Source organism: Arthrobacter sp. zg-Y1143, assembly GCF_030125565.1.
Lineage (GTDB): Bacteria > Actinomycetota > Actinomycetes > Actinomycetales > Micrococcaceae > Arthrobacter_B.
Genome location: NZ_JASKLW010000012.1, coordinates 74,589 through 87,421, shown reverse-complemented (window position 1 = coordinate 87,421; position 12,833 = coordinate 74,589). Strand labels below are relative to the sequence as shown.

Annotated in this window: 12 protein-coding genes; 5 read left to right on the top strand and 7 right to left on the bottom strand. The window is 64.7% G+C overall.

Going from position 1 to position 12,833, the window contains the following annotated elements; genetic code table 11:
• Nucleotides 1-7 precede the first annotated feature (7 nt).
• Together QNN98_RS13645 and QNN98_RS13640 are read right to left on the bottom strand one after the other, a co-directional pair.
• The gene (locus tag QNN98_RS13645) at nt 8-214 is read right to left on the bottom strand and encodes a hypothetical protein (protein WP_227927123.1); all 207 of its coding nucleotides are present in this window, start codon (nt 212-214) and stop codon (nt 8-10) included.
• Nucleotides 215-297: 83 nt separating this feature from the next.
• A complete protein-coding gene (locus QNN98_RS13640; protein WP_227927124.1) occupies nt 298-1,035 on the bottom strand; it encodes a queuosine precursor transporter in 738 nt (245 codons plus the stop codon).
• 269 nt (nt 1,036-1,304) lie between these two features.
• Between QNN98_RS13640 and QNN98_RS13635 the strand changes: the two genes are divergently transcribed.
• Both QNN98_RS13635 and thiD read left to right on the top strand, forming a co-directional pair.
• Nucleotides 1,305-1,958 (top strand): TetR/AcrR family transcriptional regulator, encoded by a 654-nt coding sequence (locus QNN98_RS13635; RefSeq protein WP_283997851.1) that lies wholly within the window; start codon nt 1,305-1,307, stop codon nt 1,956-1,958.
• 116 nt (nt 1,959-2,074) lie between these two features.
• On the top strand, nt 2,075-2,920 hold the full coding sequence (thiD, locus tag QNN98_RS13630; protein WP_227927126.1) for a bifunctional hydroxymethylpyrimidine kinase/phosphomethylpyrimidine kinase: 846 nt from the start codon (nt 2,075-2,077) through the stop codon (nt 2,918-2,920).
• 135 nt (nt 2,921-3,055) lie between these two features.
• On the opposite strand, the gene QNN98_RS13625 is transcribed toward thiD, so the two are convergent.
• Nucleotides 3,056-3,550: a carboxymuconolactone decarboxylase family protein gene (locus QNN98_RS13625; protein WP_283997849.1), complete on the bottom strand. Its 495-nt coding sequence runs from the start codon at nt 3,548-3,550 to the stop codon at nt 3,056-3,058.
• Nucleotides 3,551-3,836: 286 nt separating this feature from the next.
• Between QNN98_RS13625 and QNN98_RS13620 the strand changes: the two genes are divergently transcribed.
• Nucleotides 3,837-3,959, top strand: coding sequence for a ribosomal protein bL36 (locus QNN98_RS13620; protein ID WP_227927128.1), 123 nt, complete (start codon nt 3,837-3,839; stop codon nt 3,957-3,959).
• A 332-nt stretch (nt 3,960-4,291) separates the two neighbouring features.
• Nucleotides 4,292-8,110 carry a S8 family peptidase gene (locus tag QNN98_RS13615; protein WP_283997846.1) on the top strand — a complete coding sequence of 1,273 codons (3,819 nt, stop codon included), beginning with the start codon at nt 4,292-4,294 and terminating at the stop codon, nt 8,108-8,110.
• A gap of 615 nt (nt 8,111-8,725) precedes the next feature.
• On the opposite strand, the gene QNN98_RS13610 is transcribed toward QNN98_RS13615, so the two are convergent.
• Complete coding sequence (locus QNN98_RS13610; RefSeq protein WP_283997844.1) at nt 8,726-9,283, bottom strand: TetR/AcrR family transcriptional regulator; 558 nt, start codon at nt 9,281-9,283, stop codon at nt 8,726-8,728.
• Between the two features lie 70 nt (nt 9,284-9,353).
• Nucleotides 9,354-9,821 (bottom strand): nuclear transport factor 2 family protein, encoded by a 468-nt coding sequence (locus QNN98_RS13605; RefSeq protein ID WP_283997842.1) that lies wholly within the window; start codon nt 9,819-9,821, stop codon nt 9,354-9,356.
• Nucleotides 9,822-10,061: 240 nt separating this feature from the next.
• On the opposite strand from QNN98_RS13605, the gene QNN98_RS13600 reads away from it, so the two are divergent.
• Nucleotides 10,062-10,319 (top strand): transposase, encoded by a 258-nt coding sequence (locus QNN98_RS13600; RefSeq protein WP_283997840.1) that lies wholly within the window; start codon nt 10,062-10,064, stop codon nt 10,317-10,319.
• 38 nt (nt 10,320-10,357) lie between these two features.
• Here the strand turns inward: QNN98_RS13600 and QNN98_RS13595 are convergent, their stop codons facing one another.
• Nucleotides 10,358-11,242, bottom strand: coding sequence for a DNA-formamidopyrimidine glycosylase family protein (locus QNN98_RS13595; RefSeq protein WP_283997838.1), 885 nt, complete (start codon nt 11,240-11,242; stop codon nt 10,358-10,360).
• Between the two features lie 31 nt (nt 11,243-11,273).
• Nucleotides 11,274-12,791, bottom strand: a complete 1,518-nt coding sequence (locus QNN98_RS13590; RefSeq protein WP_502864746.1) for a helix-turn-helix domain-containing protein — start codon at nt 12,789-12,791, stop codon at nt 11,274-11,276.
• Nucleotides 12,792-12,833: the final 42 nt, after the last annotated feature.

Sequence of the window (12,833 nt, the reverse complement as noted above, 5' to 3'; positions counted from 1 at the left end):
CCTCCAATTAGGAATTGTCCGGCTTGGCTACGGTCTGCTCATCCTCTTCCAGGGCGGGCTGGGAATCACGTTCCTCGTCGGCGGGGCTCTTGTCCTCCTGCGCATCCTCGAGCAGCACCTTGGTGACTTCGTCGTTGAACTCGTCGCGGGTTCCCGCAAGGTTCTCGTCTACTGCCCGGGCTCCGGGGTTGGGGACCTGTTCGGAACTGCTCATGTTTTTTCTCCTGCCGTAGTGGGGAAGTGAAACGCGTGCGTCTGTCCACCCTTGCACAAACCGGTGCAGATTTCGCCCCGCGGTTATCCGGCAGGCGCCGGTTCCAGCTCCGGTCCGGCATACGTCGGTTCGCGCCTCTTGATCACCCGGATGACCATGGCGGTCACCGGCACAAACAGGAACTCGACCAGTGTCTTGTACAGGAACCCGAACACCACATAGTTGAGGAACCCGCCGGCGTCGGTAATCCCGATCACCGGTGCGGCGATGGCGCAGAAGATGAGTGTGTCGGCGAATTCACCCACCCCGGTGGAGGCCATCAGCCGGCCCACCAGGGCTTTTTCGCGGAACCGTTCCTTCATCCGCACCAGCACCATGGAATTCAGCAGCTGCCCGGCCAGGAACCCGAGCAGGCTGGCGGCCACAATCTGCCAGACCGGGCCGAGGGCTACCTCCAGCGCCGCCTGCTTCTGGAGCCCGTACGCGTCAGTGAACCCGGGCAGCGCAATGATGATGGCAAAACTGACGACGGCGAGCAGCGCCATGGCGAACCCGGTGAAGATCGCTCGTCGGGCGGCCTTGAAGCCGTACACCTCGCTGACCACGTCGCCCAGGATGTAGGCCAGCGGGAAAAGGAAGAACCCGCCGTCGGTCACAATCTCCCAGCCGCCCGGGAGGGCAAACTGCACGCCTTTGGTGGCGCCGATGTTGGAGATAACGATGACCACGCACATGAGCGTCAGGATCAAGTCGTACTGGGAGCTCCCGCGGGAGGCGTAGGTTGCAGCGGTTTTCGCAGCTGCCCGTGGCTGTGCAGTCATGGCATTTTCCGTTTCGGTAGTGGTTCGCCTGGCTTCCGCCGGCTGTATTAGCACTGTGCCCGCTGCCCCGGGCGGCCCTTCAGGACCGCATCCATTCTGCCATGCCCCGGAGGCCGTCGCGGGCCCGCCCCGCTTCCCGCTGATTCCCCGGCATCCCGGCCCGCTGAATGCCTCTTTCCCCCTGCGGCTTTCCCCTCCGGCGCGCCTTTTTGAACGCGTTCAATTCTGTGGTCTACTAAACGCTGAAATTACTGCAAAAGGGAGCATCATTGGCCGTCACCGTCAAGAGCGAACAGACGCGCCGGCTCCTCATCGAAACGGCACTTCAACTGTTCTCCGTCCAGGGCTACGAGCAGACCACCATGCGTGCCATTGCGCAGGATGCCGGGGTCTCCGTGGGCAACGCGTACTACTATTTCCGCTCCAAGGATGACCTCATCCACGAGCTCTATTCATCGCTGCAGGACGAGCACCGGTCCCTGGCACTGCCGCTGATCCGCGAGGGGCAAAACCTCGGTGAGAACTTGATGGTGATCCTTTCCTCGGGTTTGGCCACCATGGCCCCCTACCATGCCTTCGGCAGCCACTTCCTGCGCGACGCCATGGCCTCGAACCGCCGCGCCGACGCCGCCGTCGGCCGCGGGAAGTCCATCGCCTTGTTCCGCCAGGCCGTCACGAGCGCCCGGCCGCAGCCGCCGCTGGCCATCCGCGACGACCTGCCGGAACTGCTGTGGCTGATGTACATGGGCATCACCCTCTTTTGGGTTTACGACCGTTCCCCTGGCCAGCGCAGGTCCCACAGCCTGGCAGCGGGCCTTGCCCCGCTGGTGGCGAAGCTGGTGATCCTTTCCCGCCTGCCCGTGGTCCGGAACATCGTCGAAGACGTGGTGCGTCTGCTGCGCGGCGTCCGCCGGGACGGCTAACCCCGGGACGGACAACCAGTACGACGGCGGGCGGCGGCGGGCGGCTCCAAGGCGCCCGGTTACGGCGCGATTTATCAGGGTGGCCGGTTCCGCCGGTTTAGGTGGAAGATAGAGCCATGTCTGCAAACACACACTCTGCCGCGGCCGCAGCTCCGGCCGTCACGCTCACCATCGCCGGTTCCGAAGCCACCGGCGGCGCCGGCGCACAAGCTGATCTGAAGACCTTCCAGGAACTGGGCGTCTACGGCATCACCGCCCTGACCTGCATTGTGTCCTTCGATCCCAAGGACTCCTGGAACCACCGCTTTGTGCCGGTGGACCCGCAGGTGATCGCCGACCAGCTCGAAGCCATCACCACCGCCTATGACCTGGACACGGTGAAGATCGGGATGCTCGGCACCCCGGCCACCATCGACGTCGTCGCCAAGGCCCTGCAGGCCCAGGACTGGAAGAACCTGGTCCTGGATCCGGTGCTTATCTGCAAGGGCCAGGAACCCGGCGCTGCGCTGGACACCGACCAGGCGCTGAAGGCACAGATCCTTCCCCTGGCCACGTTCGTCACCCCCAACCACTTTGAATCCATGTCCCTTTCCGGCATGGACTCCATCGAAACGGTCGAGGACCTGAAGGAAGCAGCCCGCCGCATCCACGAGGCCAGCGGCGCGGTGGTCCTGGCCAAGGGCGGTGTCCGGCTGGAAGGCGAGGACGCGGTGGACGTTTTCTACGACGGCGAGACCATGGAGGTGCTGCGCGCTCCCAAGGTGGGCGACGTCGCCGTCAGCGGTGCCGGCTGCACGCTGGCCGCCGCCATCACGGCCGAACTGGGCAAGGGCGCCACCCCGCTGGAAGCGGCCAAGACCGCCAAGGCATTCGTCACCGAAGGCATCCGCAACCGAGTCTCCTCGAACGCACCGTTTGATGCCCTGTGGCAGGGCAACGCGGGCCAGGGCCCGGCCCTCTAGCGCCAGCCCCACCCCTGCCGTGGGCAAAAGTTACCGTTGGGAGCGTCGAAAGGGCACGATTTACCGTTTTCTGCTGCTTCTGCTGCGAAAACGGTAAATCGTGCCCTTTCGTTTTGCCCGGGAGACGGATCGAGATTACTCACGGCTGGATGTCTCCGGTTCCCGTGCGGCGTTTTCAGTCCGCGGGCGCACCGGATAGCCGCTGAGGATGGAAACCCGGTTGAAGGCATTGATGGCCACGGCGGCCCACTGCAGGCAGGAGTACTGATCATCGGTCAGGGCTTTCCGCGCCGTCTGCAGTTCCTGGTGCAGTGCCTCGGTTCCTGACTGCAGGGTGGACGCTTCGGCGATGGCGAGGGCAGCGCACTCCACCTCACTGAACACCGCAGCGTCCCGCCAGGCCGGAAGCACCGCCAGCTGCTGCCCGCTGACGCCGGCATCACGGGCCAGCCGGACGTGCAGGTCCAGGCAGTAGGCACATCCGTTGAGCTGGGAGGTGCGGACATTCAGCAGCTCCATTACGGACCGGGGCAGCCCCGCCTGCTCGGCCGCCTCAGCGACCTTCAGGGCCAGTCCATTTAAGGCCCGCCAACTGGCCGGGTCCGACTTATCAAGAAAAAACCCTGGCATCGTGCTCCTTGGTGTCCTTCAACCCGGCGGCCGGTTCCGGCACATTGAGGGTCTCATTGCTGTTGCCCCTAAGTCTGGCGTATGTCCGCTTATCGGTTGCATCCATGACAACCCATGGCCGGGGGCGTCCTGGGTTTTTGAATCTCTGCCTGCACCGCATACCCGCCGAACCGGCTTCGGACAGGGGCACGGAATAACGCCACACGGTGTGCTGTTCAATCACCGGGCAAGGGGCCGGATAGAGCCCGCTTACCTGCTTCCATCCGCCTATTGGAAACGAGGAATCATGAAATCCCGTAATTCGCTCCGCTCGCTCAAGGCCCTTCCCGGCAGCCAGGTGGTGCGCCGTCGGCGGAGGCTCTTTGTCATTAACAAGAAGAACCCGCGGATCAAGGCCCGCCAAGGCTAATCACAGGGGATGATCCGGCGCTGCGGCGCCCCTCGGGGTCCGCCGCAGCACCGGCATTAATCTTCCGGAGAATAGCGCGAAAGATAACTGCTCAACGGGCATAAAACAATAGGCCGGCAGGTAATTCGCATTGTGGGACACCAACCTTTGCAGGGCGGGATTGCTCGTCTATTGTGTGCCTACGGCTGCTTGGTTTGGGGGCCGTTACGTGCACGCTGACACTCCTGACGGGGGTTGGAGGCACAACGGAAACCTGCCGCAGTGTGTCAGCAGCCGGTGCAAAGTCTCTTGGACATGCCCGGTAGCGCTCGGCGGAATGTTCAAGGAGCGCAATGAGATTGTCCATCCACCACAAACCCGGCGCGGTTCTCACTGCCGCATTCGCCGGGATCGCACTCACAGCGTCCCTGGGCCTGCCGGCCCAGGCCACCGCGGTACCAGAGGCACCTACCAACAACGACGGACTCGCCCAGGGCATATCGCTTGAGCAGTTCCAGGCGCAGAAGGTATCCCCGAGCCTGCGCGACGCCTCAGGCCAGGTCTCCGTCTACGTCCAGTTCACCGGTGAAGGCGCCTTTGAACAGACGCAGCCCCAAGAGGTCAAGGAAGGCAAAGCGGAGCCGGTGGTGAACAAGCCGCTGGTCGAAGAAATCCGCAGCAACATCGCTTCCCAGGCTGAATCCGTGGCTCAGGAAGCCGAGGCCAGCACCCTCTACACCACCACCAACACCCTTCCCGGCACGGCCATCGTGGGTGACGCTGAGGCCATCCGTGCCCTGGCAGGGCGTGACGATGTCCAGCGCATCACCAAGATTGTGTCGAAGTCCGTGGACAACAAGGGAACGGACATCGACACCCGTGCACTGAACACCTGGGTGGAGCGCCAGCAGACGGGCAAGGGCATCACCATCGCCGTCCTGGACACCGGCATTGACTACACCCACAGCGATTTCGGCGGTCCCGGCACGCTGGAGGCCTACGCAGCAGCGCAGGCATCGCCCATCATTCCCACCGCGGACAGCGGCCTGCTGGATGCGGCCAAGTTCATCGGCGGCTATGACCTGGTGGGCGACGACTACAACGCTGATCCAAGATCCCCCACGTACCAGCCTGTCCCCAAGCCTGACCTGAACCCGCTGGACTGCGGCGGTCACGGCAGCCACGTCTCCGGCACCGCAGCAGGCTACGGCACCAACAATGACGGCACCACCTTCCGCGGCGACTACTCCAAGCTGACGGCGGACCAGGTCAATTCGATGCGGATCGGACCCGGTTCCGCCCCCGAAGCGTCCCTGGTGGGCATCCGCGTCTTCGGCTGTGAGGGCTCCTCCGACGTGGTGGGCCAGGCCCTGGACTATGTACTCGACCCCAACGGTGACGGTGACTTCTCCGACCGCGCGCAGGTTGTGAACATGTCCCTGGGCTCTGACTACTCCCCCGTGGACGATCCCGAAAATGACATTGTCAACAAGCTCACCGAGCAGGGCATCCTCTCTGTTGTCGCATCGGGCAACGCCGGAGATGTCTACGACGTCGGCGGTTCCCCGGGCAATGCCAAATCCGCGCTGACGGTGGCCAGCACCATCGGTTCCCAGGTCACCCTGGACCGCGCCGATGTCCTCGCCCCCGCCGAGCTCGCAGGGACGGCTTCCGGCCAGTACTCGTCGAACTTCAACTATTCCAACCCGGACGTCACGGAAGCCCAGCTCACCGGAACCGTGGTCGCCGCCCCGGCGGACAACGCCTTTGGCTGCAACCCGTTCCCGGCCGGCTCACTGACCGGCAAATGGGTTTGGCTCCAGTGGGAAGCGGACGGTGCGTTCCCCTGCGGCTCCGGCGTCCGTTTCAACAACGCCCAGGCTGCCGGTGCCACCGGTGTCGTCTTGGATTCCCCGCGGGCGGTCTTTGACGCCGGAATCGGCGGCAACGCCACCATCCCCGGTATCCAGCTGAACGCTGCCTCCTCCGACCGGTTGCGTCCGGCCGCGGTGGCGGGCACCCTGACCCTGCGTCTGTCCCCCGCGTACAAGGCCACCACATCCGGTCCCTCCGGAGTCGGTGACACTGTCAGCTCCTTCTCGTCCCGCGGCGTGCACGGCTCCAACGGCGTGGTGAAGCCCGACGTCGCTGCTCCCGGCTCTGCCATCGGCTCCGTAGCCGTGGGCTCGGGCGACGGCGCCGCCGTCAACAGCGGCACGTCCATGGCCACTCCCCATGTGGCCGGCATTGCCGCCCTGGTCTACGCCGCCACGGACCTGAACCCGTATCAGGTGAAGACGGCCATCATGAACACCGCAACCCATGACGTGATCGCCGCCAACGGAGCCGTCCACGCTCCGAACCGCGTCGGTTCAGGCCGTGTGGATGCCTTGGATGCCGTCAGCACCAAGGTGCTGGCCTACGCCACTGAGGATCCCGCCCTGACCAGCGTGAACTTCGGTGTGTTGGAACTCGGCAAGGAAGCACTTGTCCTCACCAAGCAGATCACGGTGGAAAACAGGTCCGACCGGCCTATGTCCTACAACGTCAGCTACCTGCAGGCCTCGGCCATGCCCGGCGTCGTCATCAGCACCACCCCCTCGGTGAACGTGCCGGCCAACGGCAAGGCCTCCGTGGATGTCACGCTGAGCATTTCGGATCCGGCAGCCCTGGCCAAGACCATGGACCCGGCCGCTGACGCCACACAGCTGGGCATCACCCGGCAGTTCCTGGCCGATGTGTCCGGGCGGGTGCAGCTGACCGCCAACGGCACGCCTACCCTGCGTGTCCCGGTCTACTCTGCCCCGAAGCCGACCTCGGACATGAGCGCGGGCAAGGAAATTGCCTTCGCAGATTCCGAGGCGCTGAAGAGCACGGTCACCCTGCAGGGACGCGACCTCAACCAGGGCACGGGTGCTTCACGCTACCTGTCCCTGGTCTCGCCCCTGGTCCTGGGTGCCGAGAGCCCGCGGTTGGCATCTGTAAAGATGGATTCCATGTACGCCCTCGACGTGCAGGCAGTGGGCGCTTCTTCCACTGTCCCGACCGTAAAGGCCGCCGGCGGTGACCTGCAGCAGTCCCTGGTCAACTTCGGCGTAAGCACATGGGATAACTGGCCCATCCTGGGCGGCGCCACCGAGATTGATGTGGAGATCGACACCAACGGTGACTCGGTTCCCGACTTCGTGACGTTCACGAGCCGCGCCGACGACGTGGACATTGTCCTCATCTCGACCTACCGCCTGAACGCCGACGGAACTGCGGTGCAGGTGGACCAGACCGCAGCCAACGGGGTCCAGGGCAACACGGACACCAACACGTTCGACACCAACGCAGTGACCCTGCCGGTGCGGGCTGCAGCCCTGGGCCTGGACGTCAACGCCGCATCGGCGCCGCTCCAGTACCGGGTCACCACATGGAGCCCGTACAACGTGAATGACGCAGGTCAGAGTGTGGCCGTGGACAGCACCGGATACGTGGCGTTCGACGCCGCCAACCCGGCGTTGACCTTCAACGGTGCCACGCCGAGCGCCCTGTTTGCGGACGTGAACGGCGGCAAAATCGATGTAACCCGCCGTGCGGGAACCACCGATGCCAAGGCGCTGTTCCTGCACCTGCACAACGCTACCGGTGACCTCAGCGGCACCAACGGCGACGGCGGGCGTGCAGAAATCCTGCCCATCAAGGTTCCGGCCAAGGCAACGCCTACGCCCACGCCGACGCCTACCCAGACGGCCACGCCGAAGCCGACGGCTACACCCAAGCCGACTCCGACGTCTACGCCTAAGCCCACTGCCACGCCAAAGCCGACCGCAACGCCCAAGCCGACCGCCACACCCAAGCCCACGCCGGCCAACCCGGTCAGCGCGGTCAGCAAGTGCTCCGGCTCCGGCGCGGAGATTGCAGTGACGGTCAAGAACACCGGCACCAAGCAGGCTGACATCACGGTGAAGTCGAGCTACGGCACCGTGACGGTCAAGAACCTGGGGGCCGGCAAGAGCAAGTCCGTGACCATCAAGACCAAGCAGTCCTCCATCAAGGGCGGCGAAGTCACGGCCAACTACACCTTCAACGGCAAGGGCAAGACCGAGAAGGCAAGCTACAAGGCCAAGTTCGAAGGCCAGAAGTGCAAGGGCGGACACGGTGGTGGCCACGGCCACGGCCGCAGCTAACCCGTAATCCCGGTGCGGAGGTAACTCCGCACCGGGATACAACCCCTGGTTAGACAGCAGCGGACTCCGGCACACGCCGGGGTCCGCTGCTTTTTCCATGTCATCTCCGCCGGCACCGATGCCGATGGTCGGCGCCACGTCGTGATCGAGACCGATCTGCCGCCGGGCTGCCCCACCTGTGGTGTTGTCTCCTCCCGCCAGAAGGAACGCCGCCTCCAACGCGTCAAGGACATCCTTCTTTGAATCCACCTCCCAGATCCCGTATCGGGCCCGTGCCACCGGCAGACTGCGCAGCTGGGTCGTGCAGGCCGTGATCCGGGTGCGTGCGGCCTTGAACGAGGCGAGCAGTGGATGACGACCATCGTGGACCTGGACACCGGGCAGATCCCGGGCGTGGTCGACGGACGGGACCAAACCGGGGTGGGTGCCCGGACAGCGCGTGGATACCGAAACTCGGATATCAAAAGCGTAACGAGCAGGTTCAATCGGCACGTAGTTTTGGAACCGTTTACGGCCAGAGGTTTCCACTTGCTCCAGATGCTGGCGAGACTTCAGCTGAGTAGGTTGCCAATCTCGCTGCTACGGCTTCCTCGATCGGGAGAAGCTACCGTCGTCCTATCGAGACCGCTGTCCGCTGAGGGTCCGCGCCCACGGCTCGTCGACGTCGGACAGGCCCAAGATCAGCGTGACATTTTCGAGCATGCCGGCGCCGAACCAGTGCCGGACTGCAGCGTCGTCGTGGTTCAGAAGCTCACTAACGAGTTCGACCTGCCTGGCGTAGCACGTGCGCACGGCCTCTGCCACGAGCGGCTCGTCAGCTGCGCAACTGGCTTGCATGAGGAATCGCATGACGTCCCGGTCCTCGATCAGAGTGCTGTAGGCGGACTGGATCGCGCGCATGACCGCCTCCGCCTCCCGGGGCGGACCGATTTCTTCGGCAGCTCCGGTCAAAGCATCCGAGAGCAGCTCGGACACGTGGAGGACGGCACCGGCGAACAGCGCCTCCTTACTGGCGAAGAGGCGGTAAACGTAGGGCTGAGATATTCCGGCCCGTACGGCGATCTCGCTGGTCGCGGTGCCGTAGTAACCCTTGCGCGCGAAACAGGCCACGGCAGCGTCCAGTACGACTTGACGACGTTGATCGCTCCTTACGCGGGAGCCGGTGGCAGGCATGTCTCTCATTCTCTCATTGCGGAGTGGGGTGGGACGGCTAGGTGACCCGCCCCACCCCGCCCCCGCGGGACTAGCGCCCTGCGGGCCACGACACCTCTTGGCCACTGGCCGCCTGGTCGGGGGTCATGGCCTCGATGACCACGAGAGGGTTCCAGTAGTCGACAAACTGCGCGACCAGGCCCGCCTCGTCGAGGCGGATCACCGTGATGACCGTCTGCTCATACGGCTTGCCGGTGCTGACGGCGCTTCCCTCCGAGCGGTATTCGGCGACCGCAGTGCGGGGGTCGGTCGTCTCGATGAACTTCACGTCGACGAACTTCACATCGAAGGTCTGCGGGAAGCCGCGCATGTGGGCGATCAGCGCCTCGCGTCCCTGCACCCGGGTAGGCACACCGGGAGGTGCAAAGGGGAACTCGACCGTGCCGTCCGCGGCGTACAGCTCGATCCACTCGTCGATTTGGCCGGAGGACACCAGCCGCAGGTGCTCTGCCAGGGCGTGCTGTGCGGGGGTGAGCTCGCGGGCGGGGATGACGGTCATGATTACTCCTTGGTTAGTGATTGATCAATAACAAACCTAGCAGGGAGGCTGTCTAAGGGCAAGGGCAAGGGCAAGGGCAAGGGCCGTCAAAGCCGAGCCGTAACAGACATCGGTCGTCCGAATGGCGATCCAGGCCCAAGATCACGGTTAGCGGTTGCAACCGCTCGTTGCACGCTCATATTGGTGGCGGCCCGGTTGATTCCCGCGCTCACTCGCAGCTACCAGCTCGAATCCTGATACATGCGGGTACTGCATTGCTCCTTGGCGCAAACGACACGGCTCTGGCGGACCATTTGCCGGTGGTGGAAGGAGATCGAGGTCCTCATTGTTACCGGCGCCACCACGGGCAAGGGCGAGGCCAACCACACCAGCATCAAACACATCAAATGGACAGCGCGTGGATACCGAAACTCGGATAACTACAAGTCAGTTATTCTCATGAGAAGTGCCGTCCGGACGGCGGCAGGACATTCATCCCGGAACCAACTTCCCCACTAACCACGAAGAGCCTCTTTACCAGGCCCCGCAGGGGGTATCTACTTGTCCAGTTTGGACATCCGCCGGTCCGCGAGGATCTTGCCGCCGGTCTGGCAGGTGGGACAGTACTGCAGCGACGAATCGGCGAAGGAGACTTCCCGGACGGTGTCTCCACACACCGGGCACGGCTGGCCCGTGCGGGCATGGACCTGCATGGCCTGCCGCTTGGAGTCCTTGAGCTCCGACGCCGGGCGGCCCGAGGCTGCGGCAATGGCCGCCGCCAGCGTGGTCCGCATGGCAACGAACAGCCGGCCTGCCTCGTCCGCGTCCAGCTTGGAGGCGTTGGCGAACGGTGAAAGGCGGGCTTCATGCAGGATTTCGTCACTGTAGGCATTGCCTATCCCGGCAATGGCCGACTGGTCCCGGAGCAAGCCCTTGATCTGGCCGCGGTGGGCGGAAAGCAGCACAGCAAAGGCATCAAATCCGACGTCGAGCGCTTCCGGCCCCAGCCGCTCCACCCCCGGCACTTCCTCCAGGTTCCGCACCAGGTACACGGCCAGTGACTTCTTGGTTCCAGCTTCGGTGAGGTCGAAGCCGGGCTCTTTGCCGTCGTCGCCGGCCGCGAACCGCACCCGCAGTGCCATGGCGCCTTTCCCTGGCCGCAGCCGCCCCGGCTTCAGCGCGTCGGACCAGCGCAGCCAGCCGGCCTTGGCCAGATGCATCACCAAATGCAGGCCGCCCGCCGTGACCACCAGGAATTTGCCCCGCCGCTCCACCGCCTCCACCGTCTGGCCGTGGAGCGCGTCCAGCGGCACCCCGGCGGTCTTCAGCACGGCGAAGGAAAGCACTTCCACGTCGGAAACGACGGCGGGCGGCGCCTCGGCCGGGAGGAGCTTGGTTCGCAGGAAATCGGCAAGTCCCTGCACTTCGGGCATCTCAGGCATGGCCCTACCCTATGCGGTGGTCACGGACGCGTCACTGCTCCGAATGGGACTGCAGGAAGGAGTACACCTCGGTCTCGTCCACACCGGGGAAGGCGCCGGGCGGCAGTGCGGCCAGCAGATGCGAATGTGCCCGGGCGCTGGGCCACGCGAAGCCGGACCACTCCGAAGAGAGCTCGCCGGGAGGCGTGCGGCAGCAGTCCGGATCCGGGCAGCGGGATTTGGACCGCTCGGCGGTGTCCCGGCCGCGGAACCACTTCACATGCTGGTACGGCAGCCCGATGCTCACGGAGAACTTGCCGGCCGAGCCCCGCTCCACCCGGGCGGTGCACCAGTAGGTCCCGGCCGGCGTGTCCGTGTACTGGTTGAACGCGCTGAACTGGTCCGGTACCGAAAACACTTCCCGCGACGTCCAGTACCGGCAAATCGGCTGGCCTTCAATGGCGCCGGTGTGGTCCGCAGGGAACGTCACGCCGTCGTTCTCATAGGCCTTGTACACAATCCCGCTCTCGTGCACCTTCTGGAAGTGCGTGGGGATGCCCAGGTGCTCGGTGGCAAGGTTGGTGAACCGGTGCGCCGCCGTTTCATAGGACACCGCAAACGCGTCGCGGATATCTTCCACCGCAATTTCCTTGGCTGCCTTGGCCCGCTGCAGGAAATCGACTGTGGCCTTCTCCGGCAACAGCAGCGCCGCAGCGAAGTAATTGGTAGCCACCCGCTGGCCGAGGAACTCGCCGTAACTGCTGGGCGTCTGGTGCTGCAGGACAAAGTGGCCCAGCGCCTGCAGCAGCACGGACCGCGGATCGTGCTCCGAACGCTGCGACTGGGTCAGGTAGATGCGGCGGTTCTTCAGGTCGGTCACGGAGCGGGTGGAGTGCGGCAGGTCGTTCACGTGGTGCAGGCTGAAACCCAGGTGGGCGGCAATGTCAGCGATGACGTGCTGGGACAGCGGCCCGGAGGTGTGCCCCACGGACTTCAGCACCTTCTGCGCCTCGGCCTCGTACTCCGGGAAGTAGTTGTTCCGCTCCCGCATCATGGCCCGCAGTTCACCGTTGGCCCGGCGGGCCTCCTCGGGTGTGGCCACCTGCTCGTCCAGCCGGCGCTCCAGTTCGGCCTGCAGCCCCACGAGGGATTCGAGCACGTCCAGCGGCAGCCGCGAGCCGATGCGCACCTTCGGCAGACCCAAAGAGGCATAGAGGGGCCCGCGCTGCGCACGTTCCAGTTCGATTTCCAGCGCTGCCCGACGGCTTGGCGGCTCCGAGCCCAGCAGCGAATCGATGCTGACATCCAGCGCAGCCGCCAGCGCCTGCATCATGCCGAGCTTGGGTTCGCGCTTGCCGTTTTCAATCAGGGACAACTGCGATGCCACGGTTCCGACGGCGGCGCCCAGGTCATCGAGGGTCATGCCCTTGGCCTTACGCAGATGCCGTACACGGCGCCCCAGGCTGATGACGTCCAGGGTGCTATCGGTGTCGCTTGCGGACTGCTTGCCGGTGGCGGCACCGGGCTTCCGGGGCGTGGGATTGGGCCGGTTCCATGTTGTACTCGTCACGTTTTTCACGATACGCGAAGAAATGCATTTCTTTCCATAGAA

What these genes read in the sequence shown, in the direction of transcription:
- QNN98_RS13645 (WP_227927123.1), bottom strand. Translation starts at nt 214, where the DNA reads ATGAGCAGTTCCGAACAGGTCCCCAACCCCGGAGCCCGGGCAGTAGAC.
- QNN98_RS13640 (WP_227927124.1), bottom strand. Translation starts at nt 1,035, where the DNA reads ATGACTGCACAGCCACGGGCAGCTGCGAAAACCGCTGCAACCTACGCC.
- thiD (WP_227927126.1), top strand. Translation starts at nt 2,075, where the DNA reads ATGTCTGCAAACACACACTCTGCCGCGGCCGCAGCTCCGGCCGTCACG.
- QNN98_RS13625 (WP_283997849.1), bottom strand. Translation starts at nt 3,550, where the DNA reads ATGCCAGGGTTTTTTCTTGATAAGTCGGACCCGGCCAGTTGGCGGGCC.
- QNN98_RS13620 (WP_227927128.1), top strand. Translation starts at nt 3,837, where the DNA reads ATGAAATCCCGTAATTCGCTCCGCTCGCTCAAGGCCCTTCCCGGCAGC.
- QNN98_RS13615 (WP_283997846.1), top strand. Translation starts at nt 4,292, where the DNA reads ATGAGATTGTCCATCCACCACAAACCCGGCGCGGTTCTCACTGCCGCA.
- QNN98_RS13610 (WP_283997844.1), bottom strand. Translation starts at nt 9,283, where the DNA reads ATGCCTGCCACCGGCTCCCGCGTAAGGAGCGATCAACGTCGTCAAGTC.
- QNN98_RS13605 (WP_283997842.1), bottom strand. Translation starts at nt 9,821, where the DNA reads ATGACCGTCATCCCCGCCCGCGAGCTCACCCCCGCACAGCACGCCCTG.
- QNN98_RS13600 (WP_283997840.1), top strand. Translation starts at nt 10,062, where the DNA reads ATGCGGGTACTGCATTGCTCCTTGGCGCAAACGACACGGCTCTGGCGG.
- QNN98_RS13595 (WP_283997838.1), bottom strand. Translation starts at nt 11,242, where the DNA reads ATGCCTGAGATGCCCGAAGTGCAGGGACTTGCCGATTTCCTGCGAACC.